At 63.8% G+C, this 23,028-nt stretch carries 11 protein-coding genes and 1 pseudogene; 9 read left to right on the forward strand and 3 right to left on the reverse strand.

Features of this window, described 5'->3' with window-relative positions; genetic code table 11:
* Window positions 1-34 precede the first annotated feature (34 nt).
* Together C3Y15_RS21745 and C3Y15_RS21750 are read right to left on the reverse strand one after the other, a co-directional pair.
* Entirely contained in the window at window positions 35-2,209 is a 2,175-nt protein-coding gene (locus C3Y15_RS21745; RefSeq protein WP_011881159.1) for a malate synthase G, read from the reverse strand.
* A pseudogene (locus C3Y15_RS21750) lies at window positions 2,206-2,436 on the reverse strand (heme-binding protein); the annotation flags it as partial. The pseudogene C3Y15_RS21750 and the gene C3Y15_RS21745, both read right to left, overlap by 4 nt.
* Window positions 2,437-3,026: 590 nt before the next feature.
* Here C3Y15_RS21750 and C3Y15_RS21755 point away from each other — a divergent pair.
* From C3Y15_RS21755 to C3Y15_RS21795, 9 genes are all read left to right on the forward strand, one after another.
* Window positions 3,027-4,508 carry a nitronate monooxygenase gene (locus tag C3Y15_RS21755; protein WP_124259654.1) on the forward strand — a complete coding sequence of 494 codons (1,482 nt, stop codon included), beginning with the start codon at window positions 3,027-3,029 and terminating at the stop codon, window positions 4,506-4,508.
* 69 nt (window positions 4,509-4,577) lie between these two features.
* Window positions 4,578-6,029, forward strand: coding sequence for a DEAD/DEAH box helicase (locus C3Y15_RS21760; RefSeq protein ID WP_060044734.1), 1,452 nt, complete (start codon window positions 4,578-4,580; stop codon window positions 6,027-6,029).
* Between the two features lie 176 nt (window positions 6,030-6,205).
* Window positions 6,206-6,394: a hypothetical protein gene (locus C3Y15_RS21765; protein ID WP_014724274.1), complete on the forward strand. Its 189-nt coding sequence runs from the start codon at window positions 6,206-6,208 to the stop codon at window positions 6,392-6,394.
* 1,048 nt (window positions 6,395-7,442) lie between these two features.
* On the forward strand, window positions 7,443-15,284 hold the full coding sequence (locus C3Y15_RS21770) for a filamentous hemagglutinin N-terminal domain-containing protein (protein WP_124259655.1): 7,842 nt from the start codon (window positions 7,443-7,445) through the stop codon (window positions 15,282-15,284).
* Window positions 15,285-15,309: 25 nt separating this feature from the next.
* Window positions 15,310-16,050 carry a hypothetical protein gene (locus tag C3Y15_RS21775; RefSeq protein WP_124259656.1) on the forward strand — a complete coding sequence of 247 codons (741 nt, stop codon included), beginning with the start codon at window positions 15,310-15,312 and terminating at the stop codon, window positions 16,048-16,050.
* 367 nt (window positions 16,051-16,417) lie between these two features.
* Window positions 16,418-16,990 carry a hypothetical protein gene (locus C3Y15_RS21780; protein ID WP_124259657.1) on the forward strand — a complete coding sequence of 191 codons (573 nt, stop codon included), beginning with the start codon at window positions 16,418-16,420 and terminating at the stop codon, window positions 16,988-16,990.
* 58 nt (window positions 16,991-17,048) lie between these two features.
* Window positions 17,049-19,085 carry a filamentous hemagglutinin N-terminal domain-containing protein gene (locus C3Y15_RS21785; protein WP_124259658.1) on the forward strand — a complete coding sequence of 679 codons (2,037 nt, stop codon included), beginning with the start codon at window positions 17,049-17,051 and terminating at the stop codon, window positions 19,083-19,085.
* A 130-nt stretch (window positions 19,086-19,215) separates the two neighbouring features.
* Complete coding sequence (locus C3Y15_RS21790; RefSeq protein WP_124259669.1) at window positions 19,216-20,979, forward strand: ShlB/FhaC/HecB family hemolysin secretion/activation protein; 1,764 nt, start codon at window positions 19,216-19,218, stop codon at window positions 20,977-20,979.
* A complete protein-coding gene (locus C3Y15_RS21795) occupies window positions 20,979-21,827 on the forward strand; it encodes a peptidyl-prolyl cis-trans isomerase (protein WP_059568661.1) in 849 nt (282 codons plus the stop codon). Before C3Y15_RS21790 ends, C3Y15_RS21795 begins: the two co-directional genes overlap by 1 nt.
* 333 nt (window positions 21,828-22,160) lie before the next feature.
* Here the strand turns inward: C3Y15_RS21795 and C3Y15_RS21800 are convergent, their stop codons facing one another.
* Complete coding sequence (locus C3Y15_RS21800) at window positions 22,161-23,012, reverse strand: carbohydrate ABC transporter permease (protein ID WP_011881166.1); 852 nt, start codon at window positions 23,010-23,012, stop codon at window positions 22,161-22,163.
* Window positions 23,013-23,028 lie beyond the last annotated feature (16 nt).

Below are 23,028 nucleotides of genomic sequence, written 5' to 3' on the forward strand. Positions count from 1 at the left end.
CAAAACGCATGCGGGAAATCCCGCGTGCGGCTGCTTACGCGCTTTGCTGTTGCGCCTTGAACGCGAGCCGGAACCGATGCAGCAGCGGCTCGGTATAGCCGCTCGGCTGCGACGTGCCCTGCAGCGCGAGCGCGCATGCCGCGGCGAACGCGGTGGACTGCTCGTAGTCGGGCGCCATCGGCCGGTAGTTCGGATCGCCCGCGTTCTGCTGGTCGACGACGCGCGCCATCCGCTTGAACACGTCCAGCACGAACGCCTCGGTGATCACGCCGTGGCGCAGCCAGTTCGCGATGTGCTGGCTCGAGATGCGCAGCGTCGCGCGGTCTTCCATCAGGCCGACGTCGTGGATGTCCGGCACCTTCGAGCACCCGACCCCTTGTTCGACCCAGCGCACGACGTAGCCGAGGATGCCCTGCGCATTGTTCTCGACTTCGCTGAGGATCTCGCTGTCGCTCCACTCGGCGCGTTCGACCACCGGGACCGTCAGCAGCCCTTCGAGCAGCGCGTCGCGCTCGCTCGCGTACGGCGTCTTTTCGAGCGCCTGCTGGACGGCCTGCACGTCGACGAGGTGGTAATGCAGCGCGTGCAGCGTCGCCGCGGTCGGCGACGGCACCCACGCGGTGTTCGCGCCGGCGCGCGGATGCGCGATCTTCTGCTCGAGCATCGCGTGCATCAGGTCGGGCATCGCCCACATGCCCTTGCCGATCTGCGCACGGCCGCGCAGGCCGGCCGACAGGCCCGCGAGCACGTTGTTGCGCTCGTAGGCGGCGATCCACGCCGACGACTTCATGTCGCCCTTGCGGATCATCGGGCCGGCTTCCATCGCGGTGTGCATTTCGTCGCCGGTGCGGTCGAGGAAGCCGGTGTTGATGAACGCGACGCGCCCGGCCGCCGCCGCGATGCAGGCGGCGAGGTTCACGCTGGTGCGGCGCTCCTCGTCCATGATGCCCATCTTCAGCGTGTTGCGCGGCAGCCCGTACAGATCCTCGATGCGCGCGAACAGCGTGTCGGCGAACGCGACCTCGACCGGGCCGTGCATCTTCGGCTTCACGATGTAGATCGAGCCGGTGCGCGAGTTGCGCTTGGCCTTCCGGTCGTGCAGCGCGCACAGCGTCGTGACGACGCCGTCGAGGATCCCTTCCGGGATCTCGTTGCCGTCGCGATCGAGCACCGCGCCGTTGGTCATCAGATGGCCGACGTTGCGCACGAACAGCAGCGAGCGGCCGTGCAGCGTCAGCGTGCCGCCGGCCGGCGTCGTGTATTCGCGGTCGGCGTTCAGGCGGCGCGTGAAGGTCTTGCCGCCCTTCGCGACTTCCTCGACCAGCGTGCCCTGCATCAGCCCGAGCCAGTTGCGGTACAGCTGGACCTTGTCGTCGGCGTCGACCGCCGCGACCGAATCCTCGCAGTCGATGATCGTGCTGACCGCCGCTTCGAGCACGACGTCCTTCACGTTTGCGAGGTCCGCGCGGCCGATCGGTGTGGACGCATCGATCTGGATCTCGACGTGCAGGCCGTTGTGCTTCAGCAGGATCGCGGACGGCGCGCCGGCTGCGCCCTGGTAGCCGACGAACTGCGCCGGCTGCGCAAGGTGCACGACGCCGCTGGCCGTTTCGACGGCGAGCTGGCCGTCCTCCACGCGGTAGCGCAGCGCGTCGCGGTGCGAACCGCTCGCGAGCGGCGCCGCGTTGTCGAGCACGTTGCGCGCGTAGTCGATCACGCGCTGTCCGCGCGTCGGGTTGTAGGCCGTGGTGCGCTCGGCGCCGCCGTCTTCGGGCAGCGCATCGGTGCCGTACAGCGCGTCGTACAGGCTGCCCCAGCGCGCGTTCGCGGCGTTCAGCGCGTAGCGCGCGTTCGACAGCGGCACGACGAGCTGCGGGCCGGCCTGCGTCGCGATCTCGCTGTCGACGTTCGCGGTGGCTGCCGCGACGTTCGACGGGACCGGCACGAGGTAGCCGATTCGTTCGAGGAATGCGCGGTACGCGGCATGGTCGCGTACCGGGCCGGGGTGCGCGCGGTGCCACGCGTCCAGTTCGTGCTGCAGGCGCTCCCGCTCCGCGAGCAATTCGCGGTTGCGCGGCGCGAACTCGTGCACCAGCGCCGAAAAACCGCTCCAGAATGCGGCCTTGTCGATGCCGGTGCCCGGCAGTGCTTCGTCTTCAATGAACTGGCTCAGCGCTGGCGCGACTTGCAGTCCTGCTTGGTCGATCATCGTGATTCCTCCCGGGGAATGGAAAACGCGCGCGGATCAGGCCGCGACGCTTTGTATGCCGCGCGGGCGAGCCGTGCATCCGGTCCGGACTCTACGCCGGACACACCGATCGCGCCCGCAATACGGCCGCCCGCCGTGACCGGCGCGCCGCCTTCGGGCAAGCCCGCGCGCGGCGCGCCCGGAAACGCGGTGCGGCCACTGTGGATCATATCCCCATACGCGCGCGTAGCGCCCCGGGCGGCGTCAAGCCCAGGCGCGATCGTGCCCGGCGGCGCGTCAAGATCCGGTATGCGCGGGCGTGCTACTGTCGTCGATCGTGCTGCCGGTGGGTGCAGCGCCTGCCTCCGTCGGTGCGCAGACCGGGGGCGAGGCCGATCGTGGCCTTCGGGCTGGCCGGCGCGACATCAGCGCGCTTCATCGCCGCATGCGGCTGTGGAGGCGGAACGATCGCTGGCGTGCGCGGTTCTACAATGCGGTGACGGCGCATCCCTTCGGTCAGGGCCGGCAGCGCTGCTGCGCGAGCATGTCCGAGTGTGCGTTGGCTGCACCTGTGAGCGCGACGAATCGCAGCGCGTCATGCGGTCGACAGCTGCCGCTGTCGTGATCGACATGATTCGCATCGAGCGGGCCGATGCACCGTCGCCGCTGTAGCGGCGAATATCGGGCAATACCGGTTGCCGCCGCGGCCGAACGGTCGGATATGTCACAATGTGAGCAATTCGATGTGCGGCTCGCCACGCTCCGTTTCGTTGTCGCGCAATGCGCGCCGCGGGCGGTCGGCCGTGGTGCGCCGCCGATCCAGAAAGGAGGACGCTGCATGTCGATTCCGACGCGTGGCGACGGGCTCGACGCCCGCGCCGTAGAGATTCTGCATCGCCCCGTGTGCGACCTGCTCGGCTGTGCCTGGCCGATCGTGCTCGCGGGCATGGGCGGTGTCGCGCGGGCCGAGCTGGCGAGTGCGGTGAGCGCCGCCGGCGGGTTCGGTTTTCTCGGGATGGTGCGTGAGCCGGTCGCGTTGATCCGGCGCGAGGTCGAGCGGGTTCGCGCGGCCACCGCGCAACCGTTCGGCGTGAACCTGATTCCGGCGTCGACGCCGCGCGAACTGCTCGACGCGCAGCTCGATGCGTGCATCGAATTGCGGGTGCCGGTCGTCGCGCTGTTCTGGGACGTCATGCCGGACGTCGTGCGGCGCCTGCGCGATGCGGGCGTGCGCGTGGTTCATCAGGTCGGCTCGCTCGACGACGCGCAGGCGGCCGACGCGGCCGGCGCGCACGCGCTGATCGTCCAGGGGCACGAGGCCGGCGGGCATGTGCGCGGCGATCGGCCGCTCGTCGAGCTGTTGCCACAGGTGGTGCGCGCGACGCGCTTGCCGGTGCTGGCCGCGGGCGGGATCGCCGACGGCGCCGACGTGGCCGCCGCCATGGCGCTCGGCGCGCAGGGCGCGGTGATCGGCACCGCGTTCATCGCGACGCACGAGTCGTTCGCGCATCCATATCACCAGCAGCGGATCGTCGACGCACGCGACGGCGACACGCTGCTGACCGACGTCTTTCACATCAACTGGCCGCGCGGCGCGCGCGTGCGCGTGTTGCCGTCGAGCGTCACGCGCGGCGAGCGCGGCGATCCGTTCGGCGACGCGCGCGTGGTGATCGGCGACGAGGAAGGGCGGCCGATCTATCTGTTCAGCACCGATTCTCCGCTGCGCACGATGACCGGCGATTTCGAGGCGATGGCGCTGTATGCGGGCACGGGCGTCGGCCGCATCCGGGCGATCGAGCCGGCCGGCGACGTGCTGCGCCGGATCGCGCTCGATGCGGCGGCGCGCCTCGGCCAAGGCACCGGCGCGGCGCGCCCGGCCGACGCGGACGCCGACCGCAGCGCGTTGCTGGCCGCGCTCGACGAACTGCTGGAGGCTGAGCGCGCGGGCGCACGCGTCGCATCGGAGACGGCGGCCGAGATCGACGACGATCCCGACCTGCATCGGCTGATCGCGCATATTCGTCAGGACGAAGCGCACTGGTGCAGCGTGCTGGTGGACGCGATCCGCACGCTCGGCGCCACGCCGACGCGTGCGACCGGCGCGTTCTACCAAAAGGCGATGGCGATCGACGATCTGGGCGAGCGCATGGCGTTCCTGAACCGCGGGCAGCGCTGGGTCGTGCGCAGGCTGCAGGCGCTGCTGCCCACGCTCGCGAACCCGGATATCCATCACGCGTTGTCGCTGATGCTGGTCGCGCACGAGAAGAACGTCGGCGCGGTCGACATGCGGCTGCGGAAGACGGGCGCGGGCCGCGCGTAGGAATGCGCGCAGCCGCGGGCCGGCGGCGCGGCAACCGCTAGAATTGCGGTTTTAGCCCGGAATACGTCCATGTCCTTCGCCTCGCTTGGCCTGATCGATCCTCTGCTGCGCACTCTGCAGGATCTCAACTACCAGACACCGACGCCGGTGCAGGCCAACGCGATTCCTGCGGTGCTCGGCGGCAAGGACGTGATGGCCGCGGCACAAACCGGCACCGGAAAAACTGCCGGCTTTGCGCTGCCGTTGCTGCAGCGGCTGGTGCAGCATGGCCCGGCGGTGTCGAGCAACCGCGCGCGCGTGCTGGTCCTCGTGCCGACGCGCGAGCTGGCCGAGCAGGTGCTGCAGAGCTTCGTCGAATACGGCAAGGGTCTGGACCTGCGCTTTCTGGCCGCGTACGGCGGCGTCAGCATCAACCCGCAGATGATGAAGCTGCGCAAAGGCGTGGACGTGCTGGTCGCCACGCCGGGCCGTCTGCTGGACCTGAACCGCCAGAACGCGGTGCAGTTCGATCAGGTGGAAACGCTGGTGCTCGACGAAGCCGACCGCATGCTCGACCTCGGCTTTGCCCGCGAGCTCAACGCCGTGTTCGCCGCATTGCCGGCCCGGCGTCAGACCCTGCTGTTTTCCGCGACGTTCACCGACGACATCCGCGCGATGGCGGCGACCATTCTGCGCAACCCCGTCAACATCAGCGTGAGCCCGCCGAACACGACGGCCAGCCGGATCAAGCAGTGGGTGGTGCCGGTGGACAAGCGCAACAAGCCGGAACTGTTCATGCATCTGGTGGCGGAGAACAAGTGGGAGCACGCGCTGGTGTTCGTCAAGACGCGCGCGGGCGTCGATTACCTGGCGGCCATGCTCGACGAGGCCGGCTATGCGGTCGACACCATTCACGGCGACAAGCCGCAGCCGGCGCGTCTGCGCGCGCTCGAGCGCTTCAAGGCGCGCGACGTGCAGATGCTCGTCGCCACCGATGTGGCGGCGCGCGGCCTCGACATCGACGATCTGCCGATGGTGATCAACGTCGATCTGCCGATCGTCGCGCAGGACTATGTGCACCGCATCGGCCGGACTGGGCGCGCGGGCGCGAGCGGCGTCGCGGTGTCGCTCGTGTGCGCGGACGAAGCGCCGCAATTGGCTGCGATCGAGGCGCTGATCGGCAAGACGTTGCGCCGCGAGGAAGAGCCTGGATTCGAAGCCGAGCATCGCGTGCCGGAAACCAGCGCGACGGGCCAGCTCATCAAGAAACCGAAAAAGCCGAAGACGCCGAAAGTGTTGCAGGCCGCGCCGGCCGCCAAGCCGATGCCGGGCAAGCAGGCGCGGCCGCGGAGTGGGGAAGGGAGCGGCAAGCCGGGGGCGAAGCGCGCGGGCGGCGCGGGTGCGGCAAGCGGGAAAGGCGCGAAAAGCGTGATCAGCGGCAGCCCGTTCAGCGTGCAGAAGCCGCGCGGTAAATCGGGCGGCAAGCCGGGCGGTGGTTCGGGCTCGGCGGGCAAAGCGACGGGTGGGCGCGGCAAAGGCTGAGCCTGTTGCTGATCCGCGTTCGGGCGAAGGCTCGTACGCGTTGCGGCGGGTACATACGGGCGCAAGGTTCTTCCAGGCAGCGGCGGCAATCCGGCTGGCCGGCCTGCCGTCGAAGTTGCGAACCGGACCATGACAGCTAGACTGGAAGTTCCCCCATGCAAACCATCGAGGGCCACATGGCGAACATCTACGTGGTTAAAACCGGCGAGCAATTCCTCTGCACCGGCGAGGACGGCGACATCGGCCTCGCGCCCGTGATCGAGGACGCCATGTCCTTTTTGTCCTACGACGAAGCACTCGCGGCGGCGAACGAACACGCCGAACCGGGGTTCGAAATCCTGTCCGTCGATATGACGCGTCGCTGATGCGGATGTCGATGGTGAGCGGCCGGTGATGGTGCGCGAATGCCGGGCGGTTGGTCGACGCGGTGGGGCGCTGGGTTCGATGCGGTCGCTCATGCAACGTCCGACGTAGGCACGCGCCTGTCTCATCTCGTTCGTTCGGCTTGCTGAGCAGATGCCTCGAACGGTTCTTCACCTTCTTCGCTGCGGATCGATCGAGCATTCACGAGCCGTCATAGCAGCCGCTTCTTTCGGCTCGACGCTCGGGTCCGCTTGCCACACTGCCAAACGCGGCTGTCAGGCGGTCGTGAATGTGAAAACGGCATTTCGGCCGTGCCACGCGAAAGGCTGAACGGCTTCGCCGCATCGTGACGGAAGTCGGGGGACGCGCACGCGTGACCATAACGCGACCCTCTGGCGCTTCGGTACCTTCCGCACGCTGGAGATAGCCCTTCTCGACAAGATCGTTTCCTCCCGGCGCTGTCTCGATTTCAACGAGATCTCATTATGTGCGGGTCGATGGTAAATCGACATTATTCCGACGATTGGATTAGGACTTTTCCGATTGCCGAGTTAATGGCCGCGCTCGAAAGTACGGTACGGATCGCAAGGCCAGAGCCGCTGGTTGCGGTTCGTCTTATTTCATGCACGTCGATTAATGCCATTTCAACTCCTAATGCCCAGTCGATCACGATGATTGTTTTCTTGGCTGCACGATCCTGTTGTAAACGTGCCGATTCGGAGCGAAACGGTCTTTAACTTTCTCGCACATTGGTTTTTTCGGCCATATTCAGCGCAGAGCGCGCCGCCGCGGCCGGATCCCATATGAGCCAGGCCCCTCTCGGCTTCTACGACGAGAGGGATCGGTCGTTATTGAGATAAGACCATTTTTATGAATGAAGGTAATTTTTCAAAAGCGGAGTGACGTCTATTTAACAATTTTTGCGTTAGCTGCTCATGAACCTCTGTTGTGGGTAATCGTGATTCGCGACGACTCGTCTATGACAATGGTTGACCATCTTCTGAATTCTGCCGTGCAATCATTCAGAGAAAATATCGAGTGAGACCGACCATGCGTCGACTGATGCGCGAATTGGAATACCGTTGTCTTCAACGGGAAGCGCGCAAACGAGCGATTATCTTCGACCGTTCTTCGCAGAGCAGCGGAGGCCATGCGCTTTGGGTCAAGGTGACTGCATGGGTCATGTCGGTCGTGATGTATCTCGGTCCTGCAGTATTGCTCGCTGACGAAGCGGCCCACGCCGCACCGATCGTCGACCCGCGAGCGCCGATCGCATTCCAGCCGTCCGTTACGCAGACCAGCGCGGGCGTGCCCGCGGTCAATATTCCGACTGCAAACGCGAACGGAATAAGCGTTGGCCAGTATCAGTCGTTCGACATAGATTCCCGCGGCTTGGTGCTCAACAACAGCACGATTGCCGGCACGCCGTTGCTCGGCGGCACGCTCGGCGCCAACCCGAACCTGAACGGTCGGCCAGCGACAACCATCATCAATCAGGTCACCTCCAGCAACATCGCGACGCTGAACGGGCCGCTCGAGGTGTTCGGGGCACCGGCGGCCGTCATCGTGAGCGCGCCGGGCGGCGTGTCGGTCAATGGAATGGCGCTCACCAACGTTCCGGGGCTGACGCTGACGACCGGGGTGCCGCAGTTCCTGACCGGCGTCGGAGGTAGTGCTACCGATTTCGCTCATGCCGGTGCAGTGGGCTACGACGTCCGCTCCGGGAACATTTCGATCAACGGACCGGCAGGGGTCAACGGCCCGGGTGCGGGTATCGAAGGCACGGTCGGCAATATCGATCTGATTGGTCAAAGCGTGACGTTGGCGGCTCCGTTGCGCGCGGATCAGCGTGTGAACGTGGTGACCGGCAATCAGCTCGTCACGCCCACAGCCAGCGATTCAAGCGGCGCGACGTACGGCACCGCGGCGAACGGTGTGGTCAACACGGCGGCTGCGATCGGCAAAGGCATCGCGGTGGATGCGAGCCAGTATGGCTCGGTCACGTCCGGGACCGTCTATATCGTCTCCACAGCGGCCGGTATGGGGGTGAACACGCAAGGCCCCATGTCGGCGACGGCGGGCAACGTGGTCGTCAACGCGAACGGCGACATTTCCGTCGGCAAGACCTTCGCGAACCAGAACGTCAACCTGACGAGCACGGGCACCACGACGATCACCGATACCGGTCTCGCGAACCGGAACTATACGGTCGCGGCAAACGGCGACATCAACGCAGCGGGCGCGGTGTCGGCCGGGCAGAACGTGTCGATGACGGCGGGCGGCAATCTGAATGCCGCATCGGTTGCGGCGAACGGCGCGGCCAGTCTCACGGCCGGTCAGTCGATGTCGATCGGATCGCTGTCTGCACATGACATTGCGCTGCAGACTGCGAGCGGCGACCTGACGGTGGGCGGCTTGAGCGCACCGGGTAGGGTGTCGGCCAAAGCCGGGCGGGATCTGACCGTCAGCGGCGCAGTGCAGGGCGGCAGCGCAGTTGCGCTCGCGGGTGCACGTAACGTGATCGTCAATGGGCAGGTCTCGAGCGTTGGTGCGACGACGATCGCCGCGCAAACCGGATCCGCGTCCGTCAATGGCAACGTGACCAGCGGCGCAGCGCTTAGCGTCGCTGCCGGTGGCAACACGAGCGTGCAAGGCACCGCCGCATCGATCGGAGATATGACACTAGCGGCCAACGGCGGTTTGCTGACGACGACCGGCAATGTGGCGTCGCTCGGCGCGCTGACCGCAACGGGCCAACAGGGCGTGAATCTTGGCGGTACCGTGTACAGCGGTGGCAACGCGTCCATCGGCTCGGGCGCAGGTAGCGTCACCGTCGGCGGCGCGGTGTCGACGCCCGGCGCGCTGAACATCAACGCCGGCCAGGATGCCACCGTCGCCGGTACGGTCCAGAGCGGCCAGACCGCGACCATCGCCGCGACGCGGGACGCAAACTTGAACGGCGGCCTGTCGGTCGACAACGCAGGCAACGCGAACGTGACGGCGGGGCGAGACATCAACGGCACCGGTGCAATCAGCGTCGCGAATGACACGACCCTCAATGCCGGCAACAACGTTGGCGTCTCCGGCGCGATTCAGACCGGCAACAGCTTGAACGTGAGCGCCGGCAAAAACCTGTCGGTTGGCGCGACCACCGCGGTCGGTAATAGCACGCTGAGCGCGACGAACGGCAGCGTGACGCTCGCGGGCAACGCCCTCGCGGGAGGAGTGACGACGATCACGGCCGGCACCGACATCAATACGCAGGGCAGTGTCGAGAGCCTTGGCGATCTGTCGGTCAGCGCTAAATCCGGCAATTTGAACGCGAGCAGCCCGGTATCGACAGCCGGCAACGCGAACCTGAACGCCGGCCAGAACCTCACCTTGAATGGCCCGACCACCGTCTCGAAGAATGCGAGCCTCACGGCGGCCAACATCACGACGCAGAACGTAGCCGTCGGCGGCAATCTGACGGCCGCGGCCACGAGCAACCTCGACACCTCGGCTGGCCAGCTCAACCAACCCTTCAGCGCAATCGCACCCGCCTTGTCGGTGGGCGGCAACGCGACGCTGTCGGGCGCGAACGTGACCACCGCGAATGCCGTAGTTGGTGGCACGACGCAGATCAGCGGCACGCAAAGCCTGACAACGGGCGGCACGGCGGCATTCAAGGGCGATGCGACGCTTTCCGGCGGCACGGTCTCGAACGTCGGTACGCAAATGGCGGCAGGCAACCTCAACGTGTCGGGCTCGATCGTTTCAAACACTGGCAGCCTGTCGTCGCTGCAGACCGCGACGATCAATGCGACGGACATCACGAACCGTGGAACCGTGTATGGGCCGACCGTGAACGTGACGGCCGGCAACAGCGTCACGAATGCCGGCGCGGTGATGGCGACGAACGCACTGAACTTGACGACCACGACGCTGAGCAATCGTGGCGGGACGATTTTCGCGGGCGATGTCCAGAACCCGAGTGCGGCGACGGGCGACGCGAATGTCACCGTGAACGGCGGTGCTGGCGCGTTCGACGGTACGTCGGGGAGCATCCTTGCGCATCGCAATGCCACGTTCACCGCGTCCAACCTGACGTTCGATCCGCTTGCCGCGACGAGCGGCACGATGCTGGCCGGGCAAACGCTGACGCTCAATCCGCTGTCGCTGACGAACACGGGGGCGTGGAATCTCGGTACGGCCAATGTCGCTGGCCAAACGCTGGTCATCAATTCGTCCAATATCAGCAACACGGGCTCGATCACGAGCGCGGGCGACATCTCGCTGAATGGATCGACGACCAACGCGGGTTCGATCACCGGCCGCAACGTTTCGGCGTCGGGCAGCTTGACGAACCAGAAAGGCGCGACGCTGCACGCGAACGTCGACGCGCAGCTCGACGGCGCGACGATCAACCAGGGCACCGTCGAAGCGGCGAACGACCTGCACTTGACGGGCACCAGTTACGACAATTCGAATGCCACGACCCAGGCCGGCCATGACGTGACGGCGAATCTGAGCGGGGCACTCGCCAATGTCGTCGGTAAGTTCACCGCCGGCAATGACATGACGATCCAGGCGGCGAGCGTCAACAACAACGCCGTGTCGCCGAACGCGGGCAGTGCCGGCAACAGCACGACGACGATCGTCTCGGATCCGGCGCTGCTGAATGCGATTTTGCTGGGCAGCGAAACGGTCTTTACGGTGCGCGACTACGGTGGCAGTGGCGGGACGCAGACCGTTGAAAGCTGGCCGGGTGCGCAAGGTCCGCTGTCCGACTTGAATCCGAACTATACGACCGGCACGATCACGCTGCTGACGGCAAAAGATTTCCAGAGCGATCCGCAGGGCGCGTACTCGTACTATCCGGATTCCGGAAACGTCTACGTCGTCGACAACGCGGCAGCGCACCAGGGTTCGGGCCTGCAGCAAGACACACCGATCGTGCTGAATCTGCCGACCATTTCGTTGACGGTGTCGGGCTCGCAAGCGGTGACGAACCCGAGCGTGATGGCCGCGGGTCATGACCTGAGCATTACCGCGAACAGCCTGGCGAACGAGAGCAGCACGATCACGGCCACCCACAACGTTGACCTGAACGTGCAGTCGCTGGACAACGGGCCGGCGCCGTCGACCGCACTGGGCAAATCGGTCGAGCAGGTGAACCAGCAGGAACTCGACACGCTGATCGCCCAGCTGAGAAAGCTTGGCGCAGTCACGATCCCGGGTTCCGGCTTGTTTTACCACACGTCCGACGGCATGGCGCTGGCACCGGACAACACCTTTTCGGTGAACAGCTCGGTCGTTGCGCCGAGCCGGGTCAGCACCGTCACGCAAGCGCCGCCTGCGCCGGGGACGATCGCCGCCGGCAACAACGTGACGGTGTCGGGTGGCAACCTGACCAACGGTGGGACGATCGCCGGGCAGGTCGACGTGATCGTCGACGCAGCGAGCTTCACGAACCAGGGGCGCAGTACGTCGACCCTCGTGACGAACGCCGGTTGTGCGGCAGGGGTCTCGGATGCCGACTGCAATCACGGCTTTTCGACCTTCAACCCGAATCCGTACACGAGCCAGGTCTACACGCCAGGCGCACCCAGCTACGCGACGGTATCGGCGGGGCGCGATCTCGTGATCGCGAGCAATACCACAAGCAACAACCTTGGCCAGTTGGTCGCCGGTCAGGACGTGACGATCGGCGGGGCCGGGACGACGGCGGCCAACGCCACGCAATCGTCGAGCGTCACGAATACGTCCGGCACGATCCAATCCGGCCGCGACCTGACGATCGTCACGAACGCGCTGACGAACACGATCGCCGACCCCGTCAAGGCGCACGAGAACTATGGCGCGCAGTCGACCTACGGCTGCTCGATGACCGGCGCGACGCCCGACTGCGAGGCGATGGTCGACAACCAGTCGGGGCCGCCCTCGATCATTAACGCAGGCCGCAATCTGGGTGTCACGGCCGGCTCGATGCTGAATACCGGCAGCGTCGTGACGGCTGGACAGGCCGCGACGATCAACCTGTCATCGGCCAATGCGTTGACGAACCAGGATCAGGTGCTCAACGCGTACTGGCATTCGCATTCGAACGAGGTGATCAACGGCTCGTACGTCTGGCACGACAACTACGGCTGTACGGATCTGGCGAGCTGTCAGCAGATGTGGGGGAGTGCGTGGACTGGCACGAACGAGCCGCTGAGTCCGCCGTCGCCGATCGGCACGATCTACGGGCTGATTCAGGCGCCGACACTCACGGTGCAATCGCAAGGCAACATCGTCAACAGCGGCAACGTCATCGGCAACACGATCGCGATGTCGGGCCTGCATCTGGTGAACGGCTACACGGGCAACGTGTATACGCCGCCGGGTGTTGCACCGACGCAGGTCGTATCGCTCGCGCCGCTAGGGGTGCCCGCCGTGGCGGCAACGGCGCAGGGTGTCGCGGGGCAGGCAGCGACCGCGGCCGCGCAGGCGTCGAACGTCGGCGGTCAGGTTTCGGCGCCGGTCCAGGGAGGAATTCAAGCTGCGAACGTCGGCAAACCCGGTTCGCCCGGCGGCGCATCGGTCCAGACCATCGCGGGGGCGTCGTCGCCGGTTGCGTATCTGATCAACAATCCGGCCGCGCAGGTGGTCGGCGGGATCGGGCCGTCGTATCTGATCAGCCAGCTGCCGAGCAACCTGCAACCGGGCAGCGTGCCCTTCTACTACAACCCGTTCGACGAGAACCAGGCCCTGCAGACGGCGGCGCTCCAGCGCCTGGGCAAGGCGAGTTTCATCGACGGGCTCGCGTACGACAACGCGTATCAGACGACGGTCGTCGATCAGGAAAAGTATGCGCTGTACGCGAACGCGGTCGACTATGCGAAGGCGCATGACCTGAAGCTTGGCGTGGCATTGTCGGCCGAGCAACTGGCGTCGCTCGACAAACCGATGCTCTGGTACGTCGAGCAGGCAGTGCCGCAGCCCGGATGTACGGCCACGGGCGGAGCAGTGTGCCCGACCGTCGATGCACTGATGCCGCAGGTGTATCTGCCGCAAGGCTATAACGCGGTGAATCCGGATGGGGTGATCAATGGCCACGACGTGACGCTGGCGTTCCACGACGCGAACCGTCCGGACGACATCACGAACACAGGGTCGATCACGGCGACCGGCACGCTGTCGACGCCGGGTGCACGCATCACGAACCTCGAGCGTTCGGTCGACATCGGTTCGTACTACGCGCAAGCCGGTGACGACGGATACACACGCACGACCGGCACCGTCCTGCAGCAGGGCGGTTTCATGAGCGCGGCGGACTTCGCGAACAACGCCGCGATGATCGACAACATCGGCGGCCAGATCCAGAAGATCGGTGCGAGTGGCTCGATCGATCAAGCGGGCACCGCGGCGGAACTCGCGCAGCTCAAGTCGCGACTCGGCGGCAATTTCCAGCAGAGCACGGTCAGTGATCACCTGAACAGCGAGTATCAATCGGACGGCCACAACGGTGGCGTCGCGATGGTATTCCAGGCAGCGATGGCGGTTGCGTTCTCGTACGTGCTCGGACCGATCGGCGGAGCGTTGGCGACGTCGATCATGCAGCAGGAGATCGCGAACGGGGGCGTGAATCTCGGTGCGCTCGCGAAGGCGGTGGGCACGGCATATCTCACACAGTTCGCCGATTCCGCGCTGAACCTGAACGGGTTCAGCAACCTTGGCAACGGGGCAGTTGCAGCAGACACGACGGTGACGCTGACGAACCTCGGCAATACGGCAGCGACGATCGCTGAACGTGCCGTGGTGAACGGCGCGATCACTACGGCGATCAATGGCGGTAGTTATGGAACCGCCATGTTGACGAGTGCAGTCAATGACGTAGCGGCGGTCGCCAACAATGCGATCGGACTGTCCTCGACGAGTTCCGACTCGCTCCTCGCGAAGGACACGCTCGGCTTTGTGCTGGCGCACGCAGTGGTTGGGTGTGCATCGGGGGCGGCGTTGGGGCAAGGCTGCGGCGGCGGAGCCATCGGTGCGGCTACGAGCGCGGTGCTTGGATCGATTCTGGTGGGCCAGGCCGGTGGCGTACAGAATCTGCGCCCCGATCAAATCGCAGCGATCGTCACCGCCACGACGTTGCTGGGCGGGCTCGCGGCGAACGCCGCTGGACAGAACGGCGTTGCCGGCGCCAACGCTGCAACAAGCGAGGCGATCAACAATGCGACGAATCCGGAAGATATTGCCCATGGCAAGGACCTGATCCCGCTCGGTGGCGATATTGGAACCGGGCTGGGTGGTCTCGGTGGCGGCGGCGGGATGCAAGCCGGTGAAGTCGCAGGAACTGCAGAAAAAGCAATCGCAGATGCGTTTGGCTCTTTGGAAAAGGGTATTGTCGACGCCGTTGAAGGGCAGGTTGCCTCTGTTGAACAACAGTTTGCAAGAATCCGAAACAGCATTGGCAACTCGACAAGCTCGACTATTTCCGCGAATAACGCGACAGGAAGAGCCGCCGAGATAGACGCTGCAAATTATGTCAAAGATCAACCTGGCGTCAGCGTTCAATCGCAAGTGAGCCTTTCGAGCGACACCACCCGTGCAGTTGCAGATATTGCAGTGAATGGCCCTCCAAATGGGGTTGTAAAATTGCCCCCGGGATTCATTGCCGAGGATATAAATGGCAATGCACTGGTGGATACGGGAGGAAATCCGATCACGTCGATTAAACTTAACCCGCAAGGGCAGGCCATTTTAGAAGTTAAGACGGGCAATGCTACTACGACATCGAATCAGGGCACGGTCTACCCATCTGTGCAATCTGGCACAGCAACTGGAACTGGGCCTGGTACGAATGCCGGCAGAGCCAATATGAGCGGATCACTACCGCCGACGCCCGTGGTTGTTTTGCGGCGCCGGTAATGGAATATGTTTAAGGAGTTGGATTGTGGCCACTTTTAAAGAGCAGATCAATGAAATTGGGTTGAGTGTGGCCAATGAATTCGACGGGTGGAGTTATTCATCTGGAAAATTCAAGAATAAATCTATTAAATTCGCTGAGCTGATTATTGATTTTGGCGTTAGCTTTGATCGCGGATTCGGTCATTTACAGCCATGTATTGCTGTAAATAATAAAAGAACGACTAAATTAATGAAGGATTTGTTGGGGTATTCCATCCACACGTCGTCGGTGGATTTTCAGAAAACCAATGCACTATTGAGCGGTGTGACGGGGTTGCCGGTGCCTCCTGTATTGATTTGCCAGGATAAGTCAAAATTTATTGAAATGATTGGCGAGTCAGGGGAATTCTCTAAGGATTCGATTTCTGGAATAAGCAAAAATTCGATCGACCTTATAGAAATTCCGTCAATTTTTCGTGGGATAGTGGAGGCTGGTATTGCATTTATAAACAGCCATTATGTCTTTCGTGGTGAGAGAGAGTTTCTCGAGAATTTGCCTGCAAAATACGAAACAAGAAATGAAATTATCTATGACGAATGGGAACGTCAAAAGGGGGTGTTGATGTGTATCGCCCGAATAATTCTTGGGGATTTCGATTTTGTTGAAAGGTATCGTAGCGACAATTTCAAGACAATATTCCCAAAGCGACTTGATGAAATAGATAAAATAATTTCTGTTCTTCCGGATATAAAGCGGCGATATAAAGAATCAGATTTTGTGATTTAAATTCAGGTCGCGAGAATTGGGCAATTTCGAGTGCGATCGACGATATATCGATCGAATTTACCGACAAGCTCACCGGCGACAAGTGCTGCAAGCGCAAAAGCAAACTAATTGTTCGAAGGGCGGATCATGAACGGAGCCGCCGCACAACATACATGCAAGGAGGATAGGGATGTCACGGCATCGGGAGCGATACCTATTGCCCGCAATACTTGTGGTTGCATGGTGCGGGTGTACGCCGGTTGCTGGCGCGGCCGGTATCGCTCCAGACGGCAGGACGGCGACGTCCGTGTCGAGTGGCGCAACTGGCCGCCAAACCGTCAACATCGCCGCCGCCATCGGCGGCGTCTCGACAAAAGGCATTTGAAAAATGAAAAGGATACATTTTTTTGCAACAAAAAATGATGTCTTGCTGATAACTGACTTCATAGAAAGCAAAGGTGATGTGAAATACATTATCTCGCATCATCACTTCTTTCAAGAATATGGGGCGGAAGCGCCTATTTTCAATTCGGCTAGAAATATTCCGGATTTGGGCGTGGCCGCCAAAAGCCAAACTGGCAGTTGCAAAGATTATATTTTAGTAGGGCGATCGGTGGCGGTCGAGTCAATGTCCCGATTCATTGGGGAAAATCTCCCGGAGGGCGGGAGGTGGTATGCCGCCTACGAATCGGGAAATTGCAACGAAGGCGTGGCTTTCAATGCTGGTGGTTTTTGGTCAGATGGCACACTGATCAACGGTCTAATACAAACCTGGTCGGATGATTCGGCTGCGCAAAAGATTATGAGGCAGGCCGCGTCCGCCTTTAAAAAATATTATCCTGCCAAGATCAATGTATTTTGGATCGGCCCAGAGGCATATGAGTTGCTGAAAAGCGGGCGGCGCCTGACCCAGAATGTGGCGGCTAGTCCGGAATTTGATTTGAAAATTACGAACGCTTGATTTGATTCATCGAACACCACCTCGCAATAAAGAAGTTAGCTACGCCGAGGGGAGGAACGTGGAAAAGACGACTATCCGGCGAACATTCGCGTTGGTCTGGGCTGCTGCGACGTGCTCAGCCTACGCGGCAGGGATCGTTCCCGACGGCGGCACTGCGACGTCTGTATTGACTGGCGCTGGTGGACGGCAGACGGTCAACATCGCCCCCACCATCGGTGGCGTCTCGAACAACACCTACTCATCCTTCAACGTCCCGAAAGCCGGTGCTGACCTGAACAACGTCGGCATCAACGCTCGCACGATCGTCAACCAGGTCACGAGCACGAACCCGTCGTTGATCCAGGGCAACATCAACGTCCTCGGCCCGCGCGCGAACGTGATCCTGGCGAATCCGAACGGTGTCACGGTCGACGGCGGCAGTTTCACGAATACTGGCCACGTCGTGCTCTCTACAGGGCAGGTCGGTTTCACCGACCTGACGCTCGCGCCCGGCGTCGTACAGCGCAACGTAGTGCTGACGACCGACCGCGGCGCGATCGCGATCGGTCCTGGCGGGCTGTCGGGCACGCTGGTCAACCTCGACCTGATCGCCAAGCAGTTGAGCATCAACGGCCCGGTAACGAACGATTTCACCAGTTCGACGAGCGGCATCCGCGCGCTCGTCGGCGACAGCACCTCAACGTACGACACGAGTTTCTCGCCGTCCGACAACGGCCACGACTGGCTGATCGGCACATCATCGCCGGGCGCCAAAAGCAACGCCGTCGCCGTCGATATCACCGCAGCGGGCGGCCTGACGGCCGGCCGCGTTCAGCTGATCGTCACCGACCAGGGCGCTGGCGTTCACAGCCTCGGCAAGATCTACGCGAACGCCGGCGACGTCGTGGTCGCGGCGAATGGCGACATCGCGATTGCCGACGGCTCCTTGAAGGCCGAGCGCGACGTCGCGCTGACGACACCCGGTACCGTATCGCTGCAGGGCGCGCAGTTGACCGCCGCGAACAATGCGAACCTCCAGGCCGGCAATATCGTGCTGTCCGACGACGCCACCGGCCCGACCACCGTCAGTGCCGGCAACACAGTCGAACTGACGAGCAGCGGCGCGATCACGAACACCGGCAGCCTGATTCAGGCCGGCGCGACAGCAAGCGACGGCACGACGACCGGTGGCGACGTGATCGTCAACGCAGCAGGCGACATCACGAATCGCTCCAGCGCGGACAACCTCGCGATCCTGTTCGCCGCGAACGGCCGGACCAGGCTGACGGCCGGCGGCAACATCATCAACGCCAACGCCCGCATCCTGTCGAATGACGCAGTGGATCTCACCGCGGCCGGCGACGTGCAGAACATCATCGACCATACCGGCGGCACGAACGGCGGCCAGCCCACCGCCTATTCCGATCGCGGCGGCAGCTTCCTGTTCTTCACGCATACGACGAGCGGCTTCAACGTCGATTACGGCACGATCGGCGACCCGAATCAGCTCGCCTATATCGCAGCCGTCCACGGCCCGGTGACGATCGCGAGCCGCAATTTCACGAATGCCGGCGGGATCGTTCAATCGAACGACGGCGACGTCAACCTCACCGCGCAGAACGCGTTCACCAACGCCGCCGTCTTCACGGGCAAGGCGAGCTATACGCGCAGCTGCTGGATCTTCTGCCACGCCGACGCATCGAGCGACGTCACACCGTACGGCGGCACGATCCAGGCCGGCGGCAACATCGGCATCAAGGCCGGCACGGTCGCCCGCAACGTCGGCGGGAACGTCTTCGCGAACGGCGACATCAAGGTCGATGCACCGCTCACCTACGCACAGGGCGTGACCGGCTATTCCGCGATCAACCAGCATCGCGGCTTCAAGGCATTCTTCGGCAGCACGTGGGCCCAGATCATCGCGATGGACATCGGCGGCGGCTTCGCCGCGAACGGCAGCGTGACGCTGACCGGCGACGGCGTGATCGACGGCGGCTCGTTCAGCGGCGCAAACGGCGTGACGGCCGCTGGCGGCATCACGACGCTACGTACTCCTGCACGCACGCCCGTCCAGATCGACCAGCATCTCGGCCTGACGACGTGGTGGTGGCGGTAACGGATCGACTATCGAACGAGAAATCGACTCGGGGTCGCTGTCGTCATGGCACGGCAGCGCGAACGCCTGGACACCCGCACGCACAATAACGATGAAACCACGCGCATTCCCTCGGCTGAAGCTGCCACTGTTGGTCGCGAGTGTCCTCGCGGCATGTCATGTACCGACGCACGCGCAGACGCCGCCTCCCGCCGCCCGTCCGGTGCAGGATCCGGCGCAACTGATCATCGAGCAGCAGCGCGAGCAGGCGCGCCAACGCCAGCTCGAACAGCCGCCGGCGTCCGTGACGATCGCGCCGACGCCGGAGACGACGCTCGACATCCCGGTGGATACACCGGTCGATGCGATCGTCGAAACGGGACCGACCTTCGCCGTCAAGCGGATCCTGCTCCAGGCGCCGGACGGTAAGCCCTTCGAGCCGCCTCGCGGGATCTCGGCCCAGCAACTCGCTGTGATTGTCGAGCCGTTCGCGGGCCGCGAGCTCGGCTCGCACCGCATCAACGTGCTGCTGAAGCGCATCACGGACGTCTTCGTCGCGAATGGCCTCGTGACGACGCGTGCACTGCTCGGGCCGCAGAACCTTGCCACCGGCACCCTCAGGATCACGATCCAGATCGGCACCATCGAGGCCTTCACGGTCAACGGCAAGCCGATTCACCGGCTGAAGGCGGGCGAAGCGTCGGCAGGCGGCGGCTGGTTCACGGACGCCGGTTACGACAACGCGTTTCCGGCGGCGTCGGGCGATCCGCTGCGCCTTGCGGATATCGATCAGGGCGTCGCGCAGATCAACCGTCTGCGCCGCAACCAGGCGACGGTGCAGATCCTGCCGGGCCGGAATCCCGGCGAATCGATCGTCGACATCGGCAACAAGCCGGGCGATCGCGTGTACTACACGCTGGGCGTCGACAACTACGGCAGCTCGGCGACCGGCGTCACGCGCTATCGCGCCGGCGTCGAGGCCGACAACCTGCTCGGCCTGCAGGAATCGCTCAGCGTGAACTTTCTCGACAGCCTGGACAGCAATGCGATCGTCGGTTCGTTCGCCGTGCCCTTCGGCCGTCACACGTTCAGCTATACGATCTCCGATTCGGAATACCAGCAGCTGATCGGCACGACCGCGCTCGAATACGGTCGCACGCTGTCGCACATCTTCGGCTGGAACTATCTGGTCAGCCGTAGCATGAGCGACATCACCAGCGTGGACGCCACGATGTCATGGCGCCGTACCGACCGCGAGATCAACGGCATCGATCTCGATCCTCAGCGCGTCGCGGTATTGCGGCTGGCCGGCAACTGGCTGCACAAGTTCGTGATCAACGATGCGCAGGGCAATCTGACGCTCGACGGCGGCGTGTCGCAGGGCCTGCCATGGTTCGGCGCGAACCACGATCCGCACGGCATCGCGCGCGACGAGGCGCACAGCCAGTTCACGAAGGTCGATGCGACGGCCGCGTTTACGCTGCCGCTGCCGAAGCTCGGTCCTGCGATGATCGCGTACCGGGGCGTGCTCGGCGGGCAGTACACGAACATGGCGCTGTTCGGGTCCGAGCAGCTGTATCTCGGCGGGATGGACACGGTGCGCGGCTTTCGCTCGGGCGAGATCGTGGGCGACCGCGGCTTCTATTCGCGCAACGAACTCGCATGGGTCAATGCGCCGGCATGGAACAATGGCCGAATCGAACCGTATGCGTTCGTCGACGCCGGCAAGGCGAGCCTGATCGCGGTTCCGGGATTCCCGACGCTCGCCGGCGCGGGCGCCGGGCTGCGCGCGCAATGGCAGTGGCACAAACAGATGCTTTCGGGCGAGTTGCTGGTCGGGCGTGCGCTCACGCAGCCGGCCGCTCTCGGACCGAAAGCCACCCTCGTACTGGCAACCTTGAATTGGACAATGTGATGAAGCTTCGTCAGTGGAAATCTCTTATCGCGGCCGCCGCGCTTGGTGCAGGCATCGTCGGTCACGCGCACGCTCAAGCGCCCGCCTCGCCGACGTCGACGGCCGGCACTGTGGCAACCGTCAACGGCACTGCGATCACGCAGGCGGAAGTCGATGCGGTATTGCGCGCATCGCGCCAGCCGGATACGCCGCAGGTACGCCAGGCGATCAAGAATCAGCTGATCGCGCGGGTGCTGATCCAGCAGGCTGCGGAGAAGGCGAACTACGGCAGCAAACCGGAAGTTCAGGCGGCGATGCAGGTCGCGAAGGCGAATGCGGAGACGCAGTTGTATCTGAGGGACAACGTGAAACCGGAGCCGGTCACGGATGCGCAGATCAAGGCGCGCTATGACGAGATCGTCGCGTCGCTCGGCAAGGATGAATACAAGCCGCGTCTGATCGTGGTGAAGGACGCGGCGACGGCCGCGACCGTGCTGAGCGAGCTGAAGGCCGGTAAGCCGTTCGATAGTCTCGCACGGCAATACAGCATCGCACCGAGCCGCGATGCCGGCGGCGAGCTGCCGTGGGTGAGCTTCAAGGCGCCGGCGACGGAGGGCAAGACATCCGGTTTGCCGGTCGCCGTCGCACAGGCGCTGGAAAAGCTGCCGGCAGGCGCGATGACGCCCGAGTCGATTCCGGTCGATGGTGCAAGAGTGATCGTGAAGCTCGACGCGAAGCGCCCGACGCAGGTGCCGTCGTTCAATGCGGCCAAGACGACGATCCAGCAGCAGTTGCAGGCGCTCGCGGTGGAGAAGGCGAGTGCGGCATTCGTGGGTAGCCTGCTGAAGAGCGCGACGATTCAGCAATAGGTTACAGATCCCTATGCCGGGAAAACGGTCCGGTTGTCGGTTCGAAGGGCGGTGATGCATCGAAGATGATGCGCGCCAGGGCGCCCTTCAAAAAATCGGAGCTGCGCTAGTTCGTCAGGCGGTGCGGCGTCGCGCGCCGGGCTGGTCTGATCGACGCGTGCGATCACGTCGATTGCCGGCGTTTCGAAGCATTCGGCGATGTCCTTCGTGAACGGTTCCACGCACCCAGAAAAAAGCCCGCCGAAGCGGGCAACCTCTCGATGAAGAGGACGAACTCCTGATCTGCGACCGCCACCGCGCACCGCGCACCGCGCACCGCGCACCGCGCCACCCTCACCCCTTCGTCGCCCCGAACGTCAGCCCCGCGACGAAGTGCTTCTGCATCGCGAAGAACATCGCGACCGACGGCAACGCCGCGAGGATCGACCCGGCCGACACGAGGTTCCACGACGTCGTCCATTGCCCCTTCAGCGCCGCGACGCCCGCCGTGATCGGCGCGGCCTCGTCGCCTTGCGTGAGGCACAGCGCCCAGAAGTAGTCGTTCCACACGAACGTGAACACCAGAATCGCGAGCGCAGCCAACGCTGGCCGGATCAACGGCAAAACGATCCGCCAGAACACCGTCCACTCGCCCGCGCCTTCGATGCGCGCTGCCTCGATCAGCTCGAACGGCAGCTGCTTGATGAAGTTGCGCAGAAACAGCGTGCAAAAGCCCGTCTGAAACGCGACGTGAAACAGGATCAGCGCCTCGACCGTATTGAACACCCCGAGCCGCAGCGACAGATCGCGCACCGGAATCATCAGCACCTGCACCGGCACGAAATTTCCCGCGACGAACGTGCCGAACAATGCGGTATTGCCGCGAAACCGATACGTCGCGAGCGCGAAGCCGGCCATCGCCGCGAGCGCGATCGAACCGAGCACCGACGGCACCGTGATCTGCACGCTGTTCCAGAAGTAATGCAGCATCGGCGACGTGGTCAGCGCATCGCGATAGTTCTCGATCATCGAGAAATGCCGCGGCCAGCCCCAGTAGTGGCCTTCGACCAGCTCCTCGGTCGAGCGCACCGACGTGACGAACACGGCGATCATCGGCAGCAGCCAGATCACGAGCGCGACGGGCAGCGACAGCTTGTACAGCCGGCGCGATACCGGCTTCCACTGGGCAACGGGTGTCGGAAACATGATGAGTGAACTCCCG

It is taken from the genome of Burkholderia sp. B10 (genome assembly GCF_004368385.1).
GTDB lineage: Bacteria > Pseudomonadota > Gammaproteobacteria > Burkholderiales > Burkholderiaceae > Burkholderia > Burkholderia vietnamiensis.